Raw genomic sequence first — 20,727 nt, forward strand, 5'->3', positions numbered from 1 at the left:
CCACTTCGGAAAGACATGATCGTCACGCCGCCTTCCTCGCCATTTTCGGCTTGCGCGAGACATTGTCACCTGCCCTGCGGTCCAGCGGCAGGCAGTCCAGTACGGCTAGCAGCGCAATGATACCCAGCATGACGAAAGCCAGGCGGAATTCGATGGCAACGATGCCGCTTGCACCAAGCGGCGCGCTGATTGCCTGGCCGATGCGGATGCCGATGGCGCCGACGGCGATGCCCATGCCCATGGTCAGCTGAAAGGCCATGCTGAACAGCGTGTTGGCGCCTGTCATCTGCTGCGGCGGAATATCGGCAAAAGCGATCGTATTCAGCGCGGTGAAGTGCATCGACCGGCACATGCCGCCGATGAACAGCACCGGCACGACGAACCAGAGAGGCGTATCGGGCGAAAACAGCGCACAGGCCGCGATGAAGATGGCATTGAGGATGCCGTTGACGATCAGGACCGGCTTGAAACCGAAGCGGCGCAGGATGGGCGTTGTTGTCGGCTTCATCGCCAGATTGCCGGCAAAGACGGCAAGCGTCAGCATGCCGGCATGAAAGGCGCTGAGCCCGAAGCCGACCTGAAGCATCAGCGGCAGCAGAAAGGGAACCGCACCGATCGCGGTGCGGAACAGCGATCCGCCTGAGATGGTGATGGCGAAGGTAGGCAGCTTCATTCCTGAGAGATCGATGAGCGGGTGCTCCGTCCGGAGAAAATGGAATACGGCAACGGCAAGCAGGACGAAGCCTGCAAGCACATAGGCCCAGGCCTCCAGCCATAGCGGTTCCGGCCGCCCGATCAGCTCCAACCCATACATCAGGCTCGCCAGACCAATGCCGCTGACGATGAAGCCGATCCAATCGAAAGGCGGACGCGCCGTACTCTTGGTTTCGGGAATGAGCATGAGCGAAAAGACAAAGGCGAGAATGCCGAGCGGCAGATTGAGGAAGAAGATCCAGCGCCAGCTTGCATGGTCGGTGATGAAGCCGCCGAGCGGCGGCCCGAGGATCGGCGCCACCAGCGCCGGCCAGGTGATCGTTGCGATAGCCGAAATCAGCTTGTCCTTCGGCGTGTTGTTCAAAACGACCAGCCTGCCCACCGGCACCATCATCGCCCCGCCGATGCCCTGCAGAATGCGCATGGCGACGAAGGAGCCGACGCTATTGGCAAAGCCGCACAGGACCGAGGCGAGCGTGAAGACGACGACCGCCGTCGTGAAGACAAGGCGGGCGCCGAAACGATCGCTGATCCAGCCGCTGATCGGAATGAAGACGCCAAGCGTCAGCAGATAGGCACTCATGCCGATATTGAGATCGACGGGGCGGGCACCGAAGGAAACGGCCATCTGTGGCAATGCAGTCGCGATGACGGTGCCGTCGAGATTTTCCATGAAGAAGGCGCCTGCCACCAGCAATGCAATCAACAACGACCGGGACCCGGTCTCTTGTCGCTCCTCCCTGTGCCCACACGTGGACATGTCATTCATCTGTCGGCCACTCCGAATCCGCCTCGCACCCGAATGCATTTAACCGGTTCGGGAACGTTTACGATAGGCCGAAATCGTCCCATCAATCGATTGGGCGATCACGTTTCGCGAAGCGAAGGGCGCGCAATTTGATCGGCAAGCCGACCGCCCTCGATCCAAACACGCGTCATGCGAGGCGTGCCGGCAGGTTCATGTTGGTGAACGGAACGATCAATCCGCCGCCAGTAGGCATGCATGCGCAAGACATGCTAGGGTTTTTCGTCGGAAGAAGGCCGCAGGGAGAACTACAGGATCAACGTCATAACAATATGGAACAGCCCCAAACTAACCGAGACACGGTTTTAAGCCTCCCAATGGGTCTAGGCTGACGAGTGTCTTCGCAACGGCGCATCAATAAGGAACAAGAGCCCCATAATGAAACATGGCCACGACGCATTGATCCCCCCGGCGACGCCGGAGTCAAAACTGATCGTAACCCAATCGCCCTTCGACGCCTTTGTGCGAAAATACGGTACGATCCCGCGGCGCGGCGTCTTCGGCTATTTCGTCCATGAGCTCGGCCGCCGTATCGTGCGCAGCGACTATCCCGTCGGCACGACGCTGCCGAACGAACCGGACCTCGTCGAACAGTTCGGCATCAGCCGCACCGTCATTCGCGAAGCGATGAAATGCCTTGCCGGCAAGGGGTTGGTGGAGATCAAGACCCGCGTCGGCACGCGCGTCAAGGAACGTTCCAACTGGCATCACCTCGATACGGACGTCATGGTCTGGTACTACGAAACCGGACCATCGGTCGAAATCATGCGCTCGATCAAGGACTTGCGGCTGGCGCTCGAGCCGGAAGCCACCGCCCGTGCGGCTCTGCGCCGCACCGAGAGCGACATTGCCGCGATCAGTTCCGCCTACGAGGAGATGGCGTCCACCATCGGCGACGTCAATAGCAATGCCGATGCCGACTTGCGCTTCCATACGGCGATCTTCGCCGCCACGCACAATATGATCTATTCACAGCTGATCGACCTGATCGCCGTCGGGATCTACGCCAACCGCACTCTTTCCGGCCAGGAAGACATAGCCGAAGGCCAAAAGCGTGCCCTGCCCCTTCACAAGGCCATCCTCGACGCCATCGTCGCGCAGGATACGGATGCTGCAATCAAGGCATCGAGAAACCTGCTGGATGCCTGGCTTGCCCGCGACTACGGCTTCTGACGCGGGTTAGTGAGTCATCGCATCCTGGGCATCCGTCTTGGGGACGGACGATCCGCGACCAGCGTCACGCGTGACCGGGATAAGCCAAATGGTCGCGCAGGTCGTCAAGGCGACGATGACGACGCCCCAGAAGCTCCAGTGCAATGCGGCATTGAAGACGCCCCGAATTGCGGGATCGCCGACAAGATCGGAAAGGCCGGTCGGCTGGTTGAGGATATCGTGGAGCTTCGCTGCCAGCTCACCGCTGCCGTAATGCGCGATACCGATATTCATGATCGCACCGAGCGCGGTTGCGCCAAGCGTGTTGCCGAGACTGCGTGAGAAGATGATCGATGCGGTGGCACTGCCGCGCATCGACCATTCGACGCTTTCCTGCACTAACACCACGCTGGTGAGGCTGATAAGGCCCATGCCGAAACCCATCAGGAACGAGCCGATGCCGGCAATCAGCGGACTGCTTTCCGGCATCAGCAACAGCAGGAAGAGCGAGCCGAAGGGAAACATCAGACTGCCGGCGCGCAAGGTCGTGCGGATACCGAAGGTGCGGAAGAAGCGGCTTGCAAGCATGACGGCGAGTGGCCAGCCGACGATCAGCATGGTGAGCGTAAAACCTGCCTCGAGCGGCGAACGGCCGAGCACGCCCTGAACGTAGATCGGCAGGACCGTGGTCAGACCGATGAGCGCCATGCCGGCAAGCAGGGTGGCAGCATTGCTGGTGGCAATCAGCCGCCGGCTCCAGAGAGCGATCGAGATGATCGGCTCAGGCGCGCGCCGCTCCTGCCGCAGGAACAGGACGCCGGAGACGACGAAGGCGATCGCAAGGGGACAAAGAATGGCAAAGCCCGCATCGGTCTCCGTCAGGATCACGAGCAGCGACACGATGGATATCGAAAACAGGATCGTGCCGAGATAGTCGATCTTTGCTTCGCGCGGCGTGACGGACTCATGCAGAAAGATCATGAAACCGGCAATGGCGAGTACGCCAAGCGGCAGGTTGATCCAGAAAATCCAGGCCCAGGAGAGGTTGTCGACAATGATGCCGCCGGCAAGCGGGCCGATGACAGCGGAGATCGCCCAGACGCTGGCAAGCGCACCCTGCACCTTCGCACGCTCTTCCAGCTTGTAGAGATCGCCCACGACCGTCATGGTTACGGGCTGAATGGCACCCGCACCAAGCCCCTGCAGCAGCCTGAAGACGATGAGCGAGGCCATCGACCAGGCAAAGCCTGCAAGCGTCGATCCCAGCAGAAAGATGAGGATGCCGCAGACGAGCATGGGCTTACGGCCGAAAATGTCGGAGAGCTTACCATAGATGACCGTCGTGGTGGACTGCGCCAGGAGAAAGGCGGAAAAGACCCAGCTGTAATAGGTGAAGCCGCCGAGCTGGCCGACGATACGCGGCATGGCAGTCGCGACGATTGTCGCCTCCACAGCGACCATGAAGGTCGCGAGCATGATCGAGACAATGACCAACGGGCGTCTCGAGCGATCGACCGTGCTGGACATGGCATTCCTTTCTGACTGCTGCACCCGATGTCGAAGACGCACAGGCCGCGATTAAGGCCATGATCGAGCGCTTAGCTGTTGGGATCGAAGTCTAGGGACAAGGACGATTGGAGGACGGGGCCCGCGGAATCGTTATAATAAGCTTTGCATATTGATGCCGGTCGATGTCAACTGGCTAAACGCCGGCGCGTTCGCTTCTTGACTGGCGCAGCTGCCTGAAGTCTCGGAACATCGGATCCAACTGCACTACTGCAGCCATTGACGATATCACATAATTGCGCCTTAATGAATTAACTTCTGCAGCTTTGTTCATTTTTTGAACTTATCTGCGGCAGTGCCAACCGAAATTCCAACGGAGCGCGGAATTGCTCACCTCTTCCCAGCAGCAGCTCTTGCGGGTCATCGGCCAGTCAGGTCCTTTGAGCCGCACGGTTTTGGCGGCATCCATGGGCTTGAGCAAAGCCGCCATGAGCGGAATCGCGCGCGATCTGATTTCCCTTGGCGTCCTGCGGGAGACGGAAACCATCTACGGTCAGGGCCGCCCGTCGATCCTTTTGGATCTGCATCCGGAGGGCGCCTTCTTCGTCGGGATTTCGCTGCTGGAAGATCCGGCACCCCTGGTGCTCAGCGATTTCAACGGCAATATCATCGCGCGTCAGACCATGCCATTGTCCCGCGACCCCGATGCCATCGCCGAGATGATCGCCGATACGCTGCCGAAACTGCTCGCAGAACGAGAAGACGCCGACCGCAAGCTTTCCGGTCTCGGCGTGGCACTCTCCGGCTTCGTCGACGAGAAGCAGGCAAATTGCGTCAAATCCACGCTGCTCGGATGGCAGGACGTGCCGCTTGCCGGCATCATCAGGCAGAAGACCGGCATCGACACCTTCATCGAGAACGACGCCAAGGCGGTCGCCGTCAGCGAGAAGCTGTTCGGCAGCGCCCGCGACGTGCAGAATTTCAGCGTCGTTTCCTTCGACGACGGCATTGGCTGCGCCCATTTCGTCGGCGGAAAACTCTATCGCGGCAATCATGGCGGCGCCGGCGAGATTGCCCATTGCACCATAGAACCCAACGGTTCGCCCTGCCGTTGCGGCAAGCGCGGCTGCCTGGACACCGTGGCCTCTCTGAAGGCGATCAAGGAAATGGCGAAGGCGGAGGGTCTTGCCTGCCATTCTCTCAATGATCTCGAGACGGAAGCGTCCATCGGCAATGCTGCGGCGATCCGCATCCTGCATCGGGCCGGCAGCGCGCTTGGACTGGCGATTGCCCATCTGATCCAGTTCAACGACCCCGGCCTTATCTTGATCACCCACGTCGAGGGGCGGTTCGATGGCCTGCTCGGCACCGTCATGCGGCAGGCAGCCGAAGCCAATGTCCTGCCGCGCTATGCCGGCCAGACGCCGATCCGCACGCATCGCGTCGATGGCGATGTCTGGGCGCGGGGTGCTGCCAGCATCGCCGCCCATAATTTCCTGATTGGTCCCACTCCCTATTGAGGTTCCCCATGCGCATCGCCGTCGGAGGCATTCATATCGAATGCAGCACCTACAATCCGGTCCTGAACGAAGAGAAGGACTTTCGCGTCCTGCGCGGCGCGGAGCTGACGGCAGCGCCCTACTTCGCCTTTCTTAGGGATTACGACGGCGAATTCCTGCCGACCATCCATGCCAGAGCCATTGCCGGCGGCCCGGTCGCGCGCCACACCTACGAGGCCTTCAAGGGGGAATTCCTGGAAAGGCTGAAAGCGTTGCTGCCGCTTGATGGGCTCTATCTCGCCATGCACGGCGCCATGTATGTCGAGGGCATGGAAGATGCCGAAGGCGACTGGATCAATGCCGCCCGCGCCGTCGTCGGCGACGATTGCATGGTCTCGGCGAGCTACGACCTGCACGGCAATGTCACCCAGCGCATCATCGACGCGCTCGACATGTATTCCACCTATCGCACGGCGCCGCATATCGATGTCGAGGAAACCATGCGCCGCGCCGTCAAGATGCTGACGGAAAGCCTGAGGACCGGCGTCAAGCCGATCCTGTTGTGGGCACCGATCCCCGTCGTGCTGCCGGGCGAGCGCACCAGCACCGTCGATGAACCTGCCAAGGGCCTTTACGACATGCTGCCCGGTATCGATGCCATCGACGGCGTCTGGGATGCGTCTTTGATGGTCGGCTATGTCTGGGCAGACGAGCCACGCGCGACGGCCGCCGCCATCATGACCGGCACGGATCGCGCCGTTCTCGAGCGCGAGGCAAAGCGCCTAGCGCAGGCCTATTGGGATGTGCGCAAAGATTTCGTTTTCGGCTCGGAGACCGGCTCGATCGAGGAATGTGTCGCAAGAGCGATTGCGAGCACGACCGCGCCCGTGGTTCTGGCGGAATCCGGCGACAATCCGACGGGCGGCGGGGTCGGCGACCGCGCCGACGTGCTGGCGGAGCTGATTGCCAAGGGAGCGCAAGGCGTCATCTTCGCCGGCATTGCCGACAAGGCGGCGACAGAAACCTGCTACGCCGCCGGCCTCGGCGCCACGCTCGATCTTTCTGTCGGCGCATCGCTCGACACGAAGGGCAGCAAGCCGGTGAAAGGCCGCTTCACCGTTAAGTATCTGCTGGAGACGACCGAAGCGAGCGACATGCAAGCCGTGGTTTCCATCGGCGGCATAGACCTCGTCCTGTCGGCCAAGCGCCGTCCCTATCACAATATTGCCGACTTCACCCGTCTTGAGCTCGATCCGTACAAGGCGAAGATCATCGTCGTCAAATCCGGCTACCTCTCGCCGGAACTGGCGCCGATCGCCAATCCGAATCTGATGGCGCTGTCGCCCGGTGTCGTCGACCAGTTCGTCGAGCGCCTGCCGCGCCTGCGCAAGCAGAAGCCGACCTACCCCTTCGACAAGGATTTCGACTTCACACCCGAAACGGCTCTTTCGGCGCGCGCCCTTCGTCGTTGAAAAGCCTAGGGAAGCGCCACGGATCACTCGGAAGACCGGCGCCAAACGGCGGAAGCGGACATCAGCCACAAACCTTCCAACCGGCCCGAAGATCGAGATCGACGGCCATTGCGCCTTTTCGTTAACGCAAGTCGAAGGTTACCTCTTGCCTGCTAAATTTCGCCGCGCTAAATTACGCAAGATTTAGTTGTATTTTGCCGACATCAGCTCGGTGGCCGCTTCCGTTAACCCGATCCTCTTGTATGCTGACATGATTTGGAATCATCGCATAACCCGTGTTGTCGTCGGCCTGCTGCTGTTGGCGCTTGCAATTGTCGTCTCCCTGCCGGCAATCACCGGCTATACAAGTCGTGACGGCACCGTCAATGCTCGGCTGGCTCTCGTCAATGCGCCCATAGATGGCGTGATCTCAGGTGAGCCCGTCAAAGTCGGCACACCCGTCAAAGCCGGTCAAAACCTCGTGGAAATCAGCAACCCGCGCGTGAACCGCGCGGTTCTGGCTTCACTTGAAGCAGAGCGCAACACCGCCCACGACCGTGTGATTGCCCTGAAGAAGGAGCGCGACGACCTCTCGCAGCTTCGCGAACAACTGAGCAATCGCTTGGCGATCTTCAAGCAGGCCACGATTTCGAACCTCGAACGTGAAGTTGAGATCCTCAGAAAGAGAGTGGAGGTTTCACAGGCACAGGATTTCGCCGCACAGGTGGATCTCGACCGCCGCAAAGATCTCGCCTCCAAGGGCATTCTTACCGAAAGGATGGTCGATGCGGCCCGTGCCGCGGGCGCGGCAACCATCGGTGAGGTCGAAGTGAGCAATCTGACCGTCGATCAATTGCAACAACGGCTGAACGCGGTTCGACAGGGAATCTTTGTGTTCGGAGATGGTCAAAATGACGTCCCGTACTCCCAGCAGCGCCAGGACGAGGTCATCGTCCACATCAGCGATTTGAACTCGCGCATAGCCGAAAATGAAACACGAGCCGCAGAGGTCGAAAAGCAGCTGACCGAGGAGGGCATCCGCGTCAGCAGCCTTGAGTCCGAGACGGCGACGGCACCGTTCGACGGTGTCGTTTGGAGCAGAAGCGTCGTCAACGGCTCCAATGTCATCCTCAACAATGAGCTCATGCGAATACTGGATTGTCGGGAACTGTTTGTCGACATTCTCGTGCCCGAAGTGGATTATGACGAGATCTATCCCGGGCTGACCGCACAAGTTCGCCTACTTGGACGCAGCGATGTTTTCAAGGGCACGGTCACTTCCGTGAAAGGCAGTTCGGCAGCTATGGAAACCGACTCGTTTGCAGCCAGCCTGCCGATTTCATCACAACGCAATGCTCGTATTCGAGTTCGCCTAGAACCATCCATCATGAACGGCGATTTCGAGAATTTCTGCCAAGTAGGACGAACAGTCCAGGTCCGGTTTCCCAAGCGCGGGATCGGTCTTTCGAACTGGGTCAAGAACCTGTGGTTCAGTATCTTCTAGCCCTCGCTCCGACCTTTCTCGTAATGGCTTTCTTTCTCCTGGGGCCATTCAATTGGTCACGCCATCATAGTTGGACCAGGACGATCACCTGCGGCTTCGTCGCAGTTGTCGCACTGCGCTACATGCTTTGGCGCTTAACTCAAACCGTCCTTCCCTATCCCAATGACGGGATCAATTTCTTTTGGGTCTGGCTCGTTTTCATCGTTGAGATGTTAGCCTTCGCCGACGTTGTGCTCTTCCTTTTGCTCATGAGCCGCTACGTCAACCGAAGCGTCGAGGCGGACGGGCTGGGCGCTATCTTTTTTGCCCGTGAGAAACGCGAACTGCCGACCGTTGACGTCTTCATTCCCACCTATAATGAGCCGCTCGACGTTCTGGAGAGAACAATCGTAGGCGCTTTGTCGCTCGATTACCCCGCTGACAAACTCAAGGTCTATGTCCTCGACGACCAGCGCCGCGATTGGCTGAAAACCTTTTGCGAACAGAAAAACGCCATTCACGTTACGCGCAGCAACAACGCGCATGCCAAAGCCGGCAACATGAACAATGGCCTGCAAGTCAGTTCGGGTGAATTCATTGCCGTATTCGATGCCGACTTCGTGCCCTACCGGCACTTTCTTCGTCGGACATTGCCCTTCTTTTCCGATGAAACAATTGGGATCGTCCAGACACCTCAGCATTTTTTCAATGCGGACCCGGTGCAGACGAATCTGGGGCTTGAGAACATCTGGCCGGATGAACAGCGCCTGTTCTTCGACGAAATGGCGCCCAGTCGGGATGGGTGGGACGTCAGCTTCTGCTGTGGCTCATGTTCGATCGCACGACGCAGCGCAATCGACGCGATCGGCGGCTTTCCGACGGAGTCCATCACAGAGGATCTGCTGACCACGCTTTCCATGCTCAACAAGGGTTACAAGACGCGCTATTTGAACGAACGTCTGTCCATGGGACTCGCAGCGGAAAATCTGACGGGCTATTTCGTTCAGCGCGAGCGCTGGTGCCAGGGGGCATTCAGACGCTTTTCCTGCACAATGGCCCTCTGCGCGGCCCGGGACTATCACTCTTCCAACGTATCATGTTCCTGCCGGCTTCTTGGTTGGTGCAGTATCTGGTGCGCTTGATGATTCTGGTCATCCCGATTGCTTATCTCTGGTTCGGACTGCTGCCGCTTTATTTCACGGATGTAGCCGACTATGTCTCCTATCAAGTTCCGCTGCTGACTGCCTATTTCCTTCTCATGCTTTGGATAACGCCAACGCGATATTTGCCGATAATCTCAAGCGCCGTCGGGACCTTTGCGACGTTTCGAATGCTGCCGACCGTCGTGTCGAGCCTGATACGGCCATTCGGCAAGCCTTTCAGGGTGACGCCCAAGGGCAGCGGCAACCAGGCAAACCAATTTGATCGGTATACGTTTTCCTGGATTGCAGCCTTGATCACGATCACCGCCCTCGGGCTACTGATCGATCTCGTCCCTGAGACCACGCAAACCCAGGCTGAATTTTCGCCGATCGCGGCCTTTTGGGCAGGCATTAATATCGTCGTTTTGCTCATCGCCTCTCTCATTTGCTTCGAGAAGCCCCAGCGACTGTTCCATGCCTTTAAATTGGACGAGCCGGCCGCAGTAGACGACATTTCCGGCCGGCTGGTCAGCCTGGCGCTGGACAAGGCGGTCGTCGCGGTGCCGGCGGACTCGCAATTCGAGTCGAAATCGGTCTTCTTGCACCTTGAAGGCTTTGCGCCTTTCAGGGCGGAGTTGAGGCAGGTCACGCAGCGACGCAGGAGCATGAGCCGTGGCGGCGACAGGCAAGCATACTATCTCCACCTTCACTTTGATCTTCATGGCCCTATTCGAGACAAAATGATCGTGAAGCTCTACACGGGCGACTATTCGCAGGACATTCCCGACATCGACAAGGTCGCCGTGTCGATCAATCTTCTGCTGCGCTCCTTCGGCCGGGTACGCACATCTTAAAGCAGCGTTGCCTCCCCGACCTGATTTGAGCGGTGATACGGACCAATATTCTACCCGTCTACATGAATACTCAAAGAGTGAGCGGGCCTGCGGTCTTTCGCCATCTCGACGGCGGTCGTGCCGAAATGAGCGGCATTGTTACGTCAAACGCAAATCCACATGAGGGTGGAGCTTCTTGAGATTTGGCAGGGATTTCATCTGCCAGGGGATTTGCGACGAGCCGCATATGGTGAGGTGAATATCCGGATTCTTGCGTGCTTCGATCGTCAGCTTAGCCAGCAGATTGATACCCGATGAATTCAAAAACTGTAGACCAGTCAGATCGAAAGTCGCTTTGCCGCTGCCTCCGTAAAGAATCTCCCTGGCCAGATCATAGACAGGCGCGTAGGCGTCAGGACCCGCCATGCGCATGGTCCCGTCGAAATACAAGGTACTGCCTTCGGACCAGACGCGGAATGCTTCTTCTTTGATTTCCATAAAGGGCCTCTCGCGGGTTCACGTCTATGAAATCGCCATCGCGGCATAGGTTTCCAGCTTGATCTGCTTGTGCGGACCATGCTCATCAAAATGCCAGGCCAATTGAGCCTGGTAGTCGCTCATCAGTGTCAACAGTCCTAACCCGGACGCATCGCTTCCTGCAAGAACGCTTGCTTCGATCTGTTCTATAAGGAGATCACCGGGATCACCGGCCGTTACCTTCTGCAACAGTTGTTGGAAGCGGGCAGTCGCTTCACGGTCGATCAGGTTCACGATCCGCATCTTGAAATGATGGGTATCCAGCAATGCCTCGATAAGGATTTCGCCGGAAGCGCGGAACTTGATGGAATTTTCGATGAGCTCGTTGGTCAGGTAACCGATGTCGTGTCGCACCGTCTTGTATTGGCGCTCGGAAGCGCGGAAACCAAGCGCCATCGTCTCCGCGATAAAATCGGACGTGATGGCCGAATGGCGCCACGCCAAATGCAGCGGACCGTCGAACAGACGGATACGTAGAGCATTGGCGGCGTCGAACGAAAACAGATCTTCCCTGCCGAAAGTTGCCGTTGCCATCTCCTCACCTGTGCCGCATCACCACGAGGGTAATATCGTCATGGATCTTGTGGGTCCCGATGTAGGCCATCAAATCGTCGAGTATGCCCTCGACGACTTCTTCCGCAGTCCCGCCATGCAGGCGGCGCGCATCCTCCAAAAGCCTATCGAAGCCGAACAGCTCGCCCTTTGAATTCTCCGCTTCGGTGACGCCGTCGGTATGCAGGATAACCATGTCGCCTTTCTCGAAGGGCACTTGTCGCGTGTCGATAAAGGGAGCTATGTCGAGCTCAAGGCCGACCGGAAGACCGAGATCGCCCGTGTCTATCCGCTCCACCTTGCCGTCCCGGCGAATGATGATCATGTCTTCGTGCTGACCGGATATCGTCAGTTTCTCGCCGTCGTAGTCGAGGAACGACAAGGTTAGATGCTTGTCGGTTCGTGTCCGTTCGATGTTCTTGAAGATTGCACGGTTGAGATCGGTCAGGAATTTTGCCGGATCCATCTCGCCTGCCTCCTGCAGGGCGCGAGCGATCGATTGCACCATCAGCATCAGCACGCCGCTCTCCAGCCCGTGGCCGGTCACGTCGCCGATGCCGATCTTCAGGTTGTTTCCATTTTGCAGAACATCATAATAGTCGCCGCCGACTTCGTCGGCCGGGCGCATATAGGCGGCGATCTCCAGATGCTTGTTGGCCGTCAGCTCCTTGGCCCGCGGCAGGACCATAAGCTGGATCTGCCTGGCGACATTGAGCTCCGCAGCCAGCCGCAGGTTTTCGTTCTTCAATTGGCTGTTGAGAGCTGAAATCTCTTCCTTGGCCGCTTCAATCTCCTTGGTTCGCTCCGAAACGAGGTTTTCGAGGTTTTCCGTGTGGAAACTGATATCCTCCGCCATCCGGTTGAATGCGATGCCGGCCTCCGCCACCTCGTCCCTGGTCGAGATATCGACCCTGACCGAATAATCCTTCGCTTGTATGCGCTTGGCGGCGCTCGCCAGCGCGCTGATGCCGCTGGTGACACGCTTCGAGGCAGCAAACACCGCCGCCGTGACGATGATCAGGGACACCAGGACCGCCATGATCTGATAGAGCAGGATGCGGTTGGTCGCCCGCGATATCTCGTCCTTGGCGGCAATGAGCGAGGCATAGATCTCGCGCTCCGGCACCACTATTCCCAGCGACATGACCTCGCGTTGCACGGGTCCGTCCACCCAAAGATTGGTCGGGGGCAATTGCTTGACAACCACGAGATAGGGAACGTCCTCTCCCTGTTCGCGAAGGCTGATGTGCTGGATCACACCATCGGCGTCGAGCGGCAGCTTGGTGATGGCCGTTTGCATGCTGTTGCGCAAGGACCGGTCGAGGCCGGTAACTCCCTTGGCGGCAGCATCGCTGGCGGCGCGCAAGCCGATGACCTTTTCGCCCACCGGGTTGATTGCGACGACGTTTCCGTTCGACATGGCAAGGAAGCCGAAGCCGGTTTGGGCGACTTTGACGTGTTCAACGATTTCGGCAAGTTGCGTGAGCGTGATATCGGCGCCGGCGGCACCGGCCAAACGATGCCGATCCGGGGTCCAGAGCGGATGAAAAAAGCTGACGATCAGCTTGCCGGTGATGGCGTCGGTATAGGGGGCTGTCTGGGTGATGTAATCGGCAACCGGGCGCGATGATGGGTTGGAGGCCCATTGCTGCCAGGATTCGTAGAGGCCCGGAAAAAAGAAGGTCCAGAAGTCTGCGCTATTGTGTCCGGGATAAAGTTTGTCGAAGGTCTGTGCCTGCGTCGTATAGGGCGCAGTCCGGAAAATCGGACGCTCCCTCGGGCCGATATAGTACATCTGTAGCTTCGATGCGCCGTTATGCAGCAAGGAAGGGGCAACCAGATCGAGCACCGCGCTCCATTCTATGTCTGCCTGCACCTGGGGCAGAGGATGATGATCCTTGTCGAGCAGATAACCCCAGACGCTGATAACCGAGGGCGTGCCGGGTGGGTTTTGCGACCACTGGCCAACCGGATCGTAGGTCACCGTTACGGCGCCTGGAGAAGCTCTGCTCATGGCGGCACCGACATCGACACTTCTCGCCGGATCGTCGATCTGTCCCTGAAGCACGCCTGCCAACGCCTTCACATCGGAATGGACCTGGTCGATCAGCAGACCGACTTCTGCGGCGGTGGAATCCGCATAAGAGCGAATGTAATCCTGGCTCGCCTTTTCCAGGCCCTGTCCTACCTCGGTCGTGGCGTTGCGCGAAAGGCGCTGCACGTTCCAAAGCGCAAGGCCACCGCTGACCAAGAGGTCGAACAGAACCGCCCCCCCGACGACGAGCAGAAACTTGGCACGAAATGAACGCAGCCCGAGCCGTTGCTTGACAATTGGCGTGTCTGTCATAGCGGTTTCTGTCCCGATGAAGCCCAGATCGGCCAGCCGGCATAGCCTCTTGGATGGAGCGCGGCAAAAATATGATCGGCGAAACCTTGCTTGAATCGCTCGATGAATGCGGCCGAATCTCCTCTTCTGACCGCCATTTCATCGGCATAGACATTCTGCCACGCCGTGATGATGTCGGCGAAGTCCTGTGGGTCGCCGTCGAGATTGGTAACCATGAAGCTTTCCATCCGCACATCCTTGAAGCCGGCATCCAACAGCATGCGGCGACCCTTGGGACCCATTTCGACATCCATATCGAAATGGGCGAACAGCTTCGCGACCTCGTTATAGGTCCATTGGATGCTGTCGGCTCTGGGTTCGCCAAGACAATGGGAGTTCTTCTCGTTGGTGATGTAGACCCTGCCGCCCGGCTTGCATATGCGATAGAGCTCCCGCAGCAAAACATCCGGGCGGTCGAATATCTGCAATGAGTGCCTGCAGGTCACGAAATCGAACTGGTCGCTGTCGAACAGCATCTGGGATGCATCGCCATAGGTATATTCGATATCCTGGACGCCGAAGTCGTCCGCCACCTTGCGGGCATATTCCAGGCTGGGCACCGAATGGTCGAGAGCCACGATCCGCGCCGGCTTGAAATCCTTTCGCAGCAGCATGGCGAAATCGCCGATGCCGCAACAGATGTCGGCGATATGCAAGCCTTCGCGAAGACCATGCCGCGGCAGTATCTCGCGCTCGTGCCGCCACGTCATTTTCGTCTGCGTGCGAAGGATCGGTATGAAGCTCTGGTCCTCTACGAATGTCTGCCCGGGATAGAAGGCGGAATCATAGATCTCGACGGTGATATTGGGCGACAGATCGCTCAAATGGCGAAACAGTCGCGATGCCCATGCAACGACGCTCGAAGCGACGACCGTCAGTTTGAGATCGGGCCTCGATCGCGTGGCATCGAGGAGGACATGTGTCAGGGCGCGGAACGCCGTGTTGTTCATATGGGTGACACGCTTCAGATTGACATAGCAGACGCCGTTCACCCTCTCGATGCCGTCGCGCAGCAGCGCGAGATCATCGGCAAGCTCCGCAACCGAACGCGGCCTGAGAACCCCTGCCAGGGAGAATTCCTGATTATTGACGTCGAATTGCGCCGTGAAACGTGCAGAGGAGAGATTGCTCAATTGAGTAGCCTCTCAAGCGCGAGATCCACCACGAAAGTCATCATTCCTGTATCCTGAGCGGACAGTTCGATGTCTGCATCGTAGTTGACGGCAAGGCCGAGAAGGATCGCGTGCTCAGCGCGCGCAGCGTCATCGGTGATGACATCGAGATAGTTTGCCAACGCCAGGCCGTTTCCAATGCGCTCGACGATTGTCTCATATGAATTGCGTTGCTCGGCCGAGCAGGGAAAGGTCAATTCGATCCGTTCGATCGTGCCATTTCGATAGAAACGACAGCGAAGAACACCGTCGCTCTCCCTGGTGTGGAAGGACATCTCGAAGAGCTCATTCAGAGCTGCCGAAAGCAGATTGGCATGGCGGATGGAATCGTGGCGATCGTGGCTGACCATGTGGGCCAGATAAGCGGCGCATTGATCGCAATGCGACCAGTCCGCCACCAGGGTCGCCATCTCCATTTCCAGTTCAAGCAATGGCTTGAAAGCCGCGTCCACTTGCCTCTCCATGGTACTCTCGAGAAACTCCCGAATGAAATGCGCTTCGGAAATTCACGGGCTGGCGTGAAATTCCCCGAATGTCGCGATGGATTGAGTGCGCGCGCCCTGCCTTATGAAATCATCAAGCTTGTCCGCGCCGAGCGGAGGGCTGATGCCGTAGCCCTGCAGGCGATCGCAGCCCTCCTTCTGGAGCCAGACTGCCTGCTGCTGCGTTTCGACACCCTCCGCGGTCACCTGCATGTCCAGGCCATGAGCGAGGCCGATCACGGAGCGTACAATGGTTTGCCCTTTGGTATCCTGCAGAAGATCCCTGATGAAATAGCGATCGATCTTGATCGTATCGAAGGGAAAATTCTTGAGGTAGCTGAGCGAAGAATATTCCGTGCCGAAATCATCGAGGGAAATCTGAATGCCGAGCACGTTGAGCGTGTTCAGCGTGTCGAGATTGTTGGTCGTCCGCTCGAGAAGCACGCCTTCGGTGATTTCCAGCTCCAGGCGCTCGGCTGGAAATCCGACGATATCGAGCGTTTGAGAGATGCGATCGGTCAGGCCCGGCGTCAGGAACTCCGCCGGAGAAAGATTGACCGCAAGCGTATAGTGCGCCGGCCATGCCAGGGCCTCGCGGCAGGCTTCCTCCAGCATCCACTGACCAATGTCCCGCATGAGGCCATCGGCTTCGGCCATGGGAATGAAAGCCGCCGGGGGAATGACTCCGAGGGTTGGATGCCGCCAGCGCAGCAACGCCTCGAAACCGACCACATTGGACGGAGGCTTCACCAGCGGCTGATATTCGATGAAGAACTCGTCGCGCTGCAGCGCCACGCGCAGGCTGCGCCGCAGCAGCTCCCTTTGCTCGACCACGATCAGCATGGCCGGATCGAAAGTTCGCGCACGCCGGCGTCCCTCTTGCTTGGCGGCATAAAGGGCGACATCGGCAGCCTTCATCAGCTGCTCCCCCTCATTGCCGTCGCGCGGCGCAATTGCGATCCCGACGCTGACCCCGACGAAGACAGAGATGCCGTTGACCGTGAACGGCTTCTTGAACTCCGCAACCAGCGCTTCCGCCAGTTTTTCTGCCTCGAGGGTCCGTTGCGTGCCGGCCTGGATTATGGCGAACTCATCGCCGGCGAGACGGTAGACCGTTCCGCCCCGGCCGAGCGCATCCTTGATTCTTTCGGCGGCGAGTTTCAGCACGATGTCGCCGGCGCCATGGCCAAGCGTGTCATTGACGGGCTTGAAATCGTCCAGATCGAGCTGCATCAGCACCGGCCCGATCTTGCCGCTCACCGGAAACAGTTGCGCCAGTGCCGAGCTGAATTGACGGCGATTGGGTAATCCGGTCAAGACATCATGCGTTGCCTGATGGATAAGCAGCGCTTTTTCATCGTCTGCGGATGGCGGGACATCCTTCGTAATTGCGCCGTTGTTTTCGACAATCAGAAGCCCCGCGCGGATAGAGGAGACGAGAACGCTGCATTTTCGCCGCTTCGGATCGTCAAGCCGGATCGTGCGGGGCTCACCGGTATCGATGACCTGACGAATGAGTTCGGCAAACGCCGGTTTTGCAAGAGTCGGGTAAGCTTCCCACAGCGTCATCTCGTTCCGGAAGGCAAGGCCGATATGCTCTTTGAATCTCTTGGAGGAATCGAGCAGTTTGAGATCGAGATCCCAAAGCGAAATCATCGCCTCTGAACCGTTGGCGGATTCGGACCCATATGGAATTCGCTGCGACCGATCCACTCGGTTCTCGGGCATAGGGCCTCGTCCTCCAAGCCGGCCACGCAAAATCCGGCCATTGTCCAGTTTGATCTGGTGTGTCCGCATCGGCCCCTTCGCATCAACAATCGCAGTCTCGTCGAACGACCGGGCGTGAGTCGTAACTTACCAGAACGTAGCAACCGCTTTAAGAGAATATATTACGAGATCTTCATATTTAGCAATGACTGCTGCACCATATACAGATTAAAGGATGGCGGCAGTATCGGCCTGTTTCATTACCGATCACAACATGGTTGTACTATTGCCTGAACGTAGTTCGGGTTGCGGATCTTCTCCGCATCAGATCCTGCGTCCTGTCTCGTATACTTAGCGAAAATCATCGCCACGACCGCCGATCCGGCTCTGTCTGTCTCTCGGAGGTGGATCGCGCGCTTTACCGAGCGAAGAATGGCAGGTGCAAATTTGCCGCAGCTGAACGCAGCCACCGTTCGGCTGCAACGCTGCATGCCTGCGATCCGTTGATCTATTGGGTGATGCCGTCGCTCGTTATCCAAGATACAAACGCGTTCAACAGCACAGGGTCGAACTGTCCGGTCGATCTGAGCATCGCATCGATTGCTTCATAGGGAGACCATGCGGTCTTATATGGCCTCGTGGTCGTAAGAGCATCGTAGACATCGCAGATTGCAGCGATGCGCGCGGCCTCGGGGATTTCGGCTCCGACAAGCCCGTATGGATAGCCGGAGCCATCGAACCTCTCGTGATGATAAAGACAAATATCTAAAACGACTTTCGGTATATTCTTGATTTGCCTGAGAATCTCGTGCCCCAACTCCGGATGTGTCCGGATAAGCATGAGCTCGGCGGTATCCAATGGACCAGATGCCTCCAACAGCTTCGTTGGCAAAGCCATTTTTCCGATGTCGTGCAGTAATCCGCCGAAACCGAGAAGGCCGACCGTATCTTCGCTCAATCCCAAACCGCGGCCGAATGCAATCACCAATGCGCTTACGGCCAGCGAATGAAAGAGAGTTCCCTCCCGACCGTCCTTGGGTTTTTCAGCACCGATTAACGCAACAACATCGGCCGGCCGCCGCGACATAAGCTTTCCCACCACTCTCCCGGCAGAATCATATTGGATATCGCGATAACGCCGCGCCCGATTAAAGAGATGTCGAACGTCCGGTATTGCTTCCTTGACCAGCTGCCTGGCCAGCCTGACCTGCTCTGTGCGATGGGGTAATCGGAAGTCGGCATCGATTCCAAGAGCCGTTGACTTCATCGGCTTTAGAACATCTGCGCCACTATCCGCATCTTGCCTCCGGTCGACCCATATTGTCGCCCGCTGCGCCGTCGGCTTGATATCCATGCGAGATTGCCTCGAAATAGTGTCAATCCCGCTGAAAACCTCATCCGCAGGGCGTTCTCGCTTCCCTGCGAAATTTTTCGTATCCAGCTGATGTAATCCGACTTTCTCCATCACCGGAACCGCCTGCCAGTCATAAAAGTTCTAAAATGCGCCAGAAAGATCATTCTCAAGAAATAGGTCCGCGATTCCGCTTACTATAACAATAATTATCGACAATGTCGCGTCGTATTTTATGAAATATTATCAGATCTATAAATTCATCGATCGACATTCGAATTCAATCGACAGTTATGTATTTTAATACTATTAGTTTTTGCAATTTTAATGAGATATATCGAATATAAACTCGGAAATATGCCTATAAACTGATAGGTTTTGAAATTAACCGATGGGATTTGTGCAACTTTCTCGGCAATCAGTTTCGGATTTCGCGGAACTCTCTGCTATTTTCCCAAGTCTATCACGGAGCTGAATGAACGGATCGGCCCTCATGCCGGCTACCGATCAGAGCACAGGCCAGTAAGCGGCGATGGACTTGAGTTTGTTCTTGCACTGCCTGTCGGATGGCCGCTAAGTCATGTGACCGTGGGTGTGAGCTCTGGGCGGACGAGTGACACCTGCCAGATAGAATTCGACAATCAAAGGTAATTCATGACCAGACAGCTTTCTCTTCCTCGTGATCGGATTTCGGTACTTCTATTGGAAGGGATCAGCCAGAGCGCGGTGGACTACTTTGTATCGTCGGGCTACGTCAATCTCACTCATCTGCCAAAGGCTCTCGATGATAAGGACCTCAAAAGCCATATAGCCGAAGCGCATATTATCGGAATTCGCTCACGCACGCAGCTCACAGAGGAAATTTTCAGCTCCGCCAAAAAGCTCATGGCCGTCGGCTGTTTTTCCGTGGGAACAAATCAGGTGGATCTGGATGCAGCCCGCCGACGCGGTATCCCTGTGTTCAACGCTCCCTACTCGAATACGCGGTCGGTCGCTGAGCTTGTCATCGGCGAAATCATCATGCTGACAAGGCGGATTTTCCCGCGTTCGGCTTCCGCTCATCAAGGCGGATGGGACAAGTCAGCTGAAGGCAGTCGCGAGATGCGCGGCAAAACGCTTGGCATCGTGGGTTATGGCAACATCGGCTCGCAGCTTAGCGTTCTTGCGGAAAGCATGGGCATGAACGTTCGCTATTTTGATCCTTCAGACAAGCTTCGCCACGGCAACTCGGAATCCATGGCTTCGCTCGGCGAACTCCTCGAAATCTCGGATTTCGTGACGATGCATGTTCCGGAAACCAGTTCTACGCAAAACATGATAACTGAGGCCGAGCTGCGCAGAATGAAAAAGGGAGCCTTTTTCATCAATAATTCCCGCGGTACCGTGGTCGATCTCGAAGCGCTTGCGAAGGTTTTGAAAGAGGGACATCTCGCAGGGGCGGCTGTCGACGTGTTCCCGAAAGAACCCGCGTCAAACAAAGAGCGCTTCGAAACGCCGCTGCAAGGCCTGGATAACGTGATCCTGACCCCGCATATTGGCGGGTCGACCGAAGAAGCCCAGGAGCGCATTGGTAGGGAGGTTTCCCGCAAGCTCGTCGAATATTCCGATGTCGGCTCGACACTGGGTGCGGTCAACTTTCCCCAGGTTCAATTGCCGCCGCGTCCAAACGGTACACGCTTCATCCATGTCCACGAAAATCGCCCGGGCATCCTAAACAGTTTGAACACGATTTTTTCGTCGCGCGGACTGAACATCGTCGGCGAATTCCTGCAGACGCATGGCGAAACAGGTTACGTGGTTGTCGAAGCCGAAGGCGTTGGCCAGAGAGCGAATGATATACTTGAGGCGCTTCGTCAGATTCCGGGAACGATAAGAGCTCGATTGGTTTACTGACACCGGTTTGACATTGGCATTCTCCACGTGTCCCAACGTCGTTTTATCGCGCAACTGGCAGC

General features: G+C 57.5%; 14 protein-coding genes and 1 pseudogene. 6 read left to right on the top strand and 9 right to left on the bottom strand.

Translation table 11 applies throughout. The annotated features are described in order from the left end of the window. Positions 1-22: 22 nt before the first annotated feature. On the bottom strand, positions 23-1,423 hold the full coding sequence (locus DQ393_RS13765; protein WP_245430351.1) for a DHA2 family efflux MFS transporter permease subunit: 1,401 nt from the start codon (positions 1,421-1,423) through the stop codon (positions 23-25). A 474-nt stretch (positions 1,424-1,897) separates the two neighbouring features. Here DQ393_RS13765 and DQ393_RS13770 point away from each other — a divergent pair, with 474 nt between their 5' ends. Continuing rightward, positions 1,898-2,692: a FadR/GntR family transcriptional regulator gene (locus DQ393_RS13770; RefSeq protein ID WP_112342333.1), complete on the top strand. Its 795-nt coding sequence runs from the start codon at positions 1,898-1,900 to the stop codon at positions 2,690-2,692. A 6-nt stretch (positions 2,693-2,698) separates the two neighbouring features. Here the strand turns inward: DQ393_RS13770 and DQ393_RS13775 are convergent, their stop codons facing one another. After that, entirely contained in the window at positions 2,699-4,198 is a 1,500-nt protein-coding gene (locus tag DQ393_RS13775) for an MDR family MFS transporter (protein ID WP_112342334.1), read from the bottom strand. A 365-nt stretch (positions 4,199-4,563) separates the two neighbouring features. Here DQ393_RS13775 and DQ393_RS13780 point away from each other — a divergent pair, with 365 nt between their 5' ends. The 4 genes and pseudogenes from DQ393_RS13780 to DQ393_RS13795 all read left to right on the top strand — a co-directional run bounded on the left by DQ393_RS13780 (position 4,564) and on the right by DQ393_RS13795 (position 10,606). Continuing rightward, positions 4,564-5,697, top strand: a complete 1,134-nt coding sequence (locus DQ393_RS13780) for an ROK family transcriptional regulator (RefSeq protein WP_112342335.1) — start codon at positions 4,564-4,566, stop codon at positions 5,695-5,697. A gap of 8 nt (positions 5,698-5,705) precedes the next feature. Continuing rightward, positions 5,706-7,148 carry a M81 family metallopeptidase gene (locus DQ393_RS13785; RefSeq protein WP_112342336.1) on the top strand — a complete coding sequence of 481 codons (1,443 nt, stop codon included), beginning with the start codon at positions 5,706-5,708 and terminating at the stop codon, positions 7,146-7,148. Positions 7,149-7,398: 250 nt separating this feature from the next. Beyond that, a complete protein-coding gene (locus DQ393_RS13790; RefSeq protein ID WP_112342496.1) occupies positions 7,399-8,631 on the top strand; it encodes an HlyD family secretion protein in 1,233 nt (410 codons plus the stop codon). Beyond that, positions 8,613-10,606 (top strand): annotated as a pseudogene (locus tag DQ393_RS13795) (glycosyltransferase). The gene DQ393_RS13790 and the pseudogene DQ393_RS13795 overlap by 19 nt, the downstream one beginning before the upstream one ends. Before the next feature lie 138 nt (positions 10,607-10,744). Here the strand turns inward: DQ393_RS13795 and DQ393_RS13800 are convergent. The 7 genes from DQ393_RS13800 to DQ393_RS13830 all read right to left on the bottom strand — a co-directional run bounded on the left by DQ393_RS13800 (position 10,745) and on the right by DQ393_RS13830 (position 18,775). After that, on the bottom strand, positions 10,745-11,083 hold the full coding sequence (locus tag DQ393_RS13800) for a slr1659 superfamily regulator (RefSeq protein WP_112342337.1): 339 nt from the start codon (positions 11,081-11,083) through the stop codon (positions 10,745-10,747). A 24-nt stretch (positions 11,084-11,107) separates the two neighbouring features. After that, positions 11,108-11,656: a slr1658 superfamily regulator gene (locus DQ393_RS13805; RefSeq protein ID WP_112342338.1), complete on the bottom strand. Its 549-nt coding sequence runs from the start codon at positions 11,654-11,656 to the stop codon at positions 11,108-11,110. A gap of 4 nt (positions 11,657-11,660) precedes the next feature. After that, complete coding sequence (locus tag DQ393_RS13810) at positions 11,661-14,021, bottom strand: SpoIIE family protein phosphatase (RefSeq protein ID WP_112342339.1); 2,361 nt, start codon at positions 14,019-14,021, stop codon at positions 11,661-11,663. Continuing rightward, the gene (locus DQ393_RS13815; protein WP_112342340.1) at positions 14,018-15,193 is read right to left on the bottom strand and encodes a class I SAM-dependent methyltransferase; all 1,176 of its coding nucleotides are present in this window, start codon (positions 15,191-15,193) and stop codon (positions 14,018-14,020) included. Before DQ393_RS13815 ends, DQ393_RS13810 begins: the two co-directional genes overlap by 4 nt. Beyond that, on the bottom strand, positions 15,190-15,696 hold the full coding sequence (locus DQ393_RS13820; protein ID WP_112342341.1) for a ubiquinone biosynthesis methyltransferase UbiE: 507 nt from the start codon (positions 15,694-15,696) through the stop codon (positions 15,190-15,192). The genes DQ393_RS13815 and DQ393_RS13820 overlap by 4 nt, the downstream gene beginning before the upstream one ends. A 42-nt stretch (positions 15,697-15,738) precedes the next feature. Beyond that, positions 15,739-17,442 (bottom strand): putative bifunctional diguanylate cyclase/phosphodiesterase, encoded by a 1,704-nt coding sequence (locus DQ393_RS13825; RefSeq protein ID WP_112342342.1) that lies wholly within the window; start codon positions 17,440-17,442, stop codon positions 15,739-15,741. A 487-nt stretch (positions 17,443-17,929) separates the two neighbouring features. After that, entirely contained in the window at positions 17,930-18,775 is an 846-nt protein-coding gene (locus tag DQ393_RS13830; protein ID WP_181592347.1) for an HD-GYP domain-containing protein, read from the bottom strand. Positions 18,776-19,426: 651 nt separating this feature from the next. On the opposite strand from DQ393_RS13830, the gene serA reads away from it, so the two are divergent. Further along, positions 19,427-20,665 (top strand): phosphoglycerate dehydrogenase, encoded by a 1,239-nt coding sequence (gene serA, locus DQ393_RS13835; protein ID WP_112342344.1) that lies wholly within the window; start codon positions 19,427-19,429, stop codon positions 20,663-20,665. Positions 20,666-20,727 lie beyond the last annotated feature (62 nt).

Source organism: Martinezella tropici, from assembly GCF_003287875.1.
GTDB classification, from domain to species: Bacteria; Pseudomonadota; Alphaproteobacteria; order Rhizobiales; family Rhizobiaceae; genus Rhizobium; species Rhizobium tropici_C.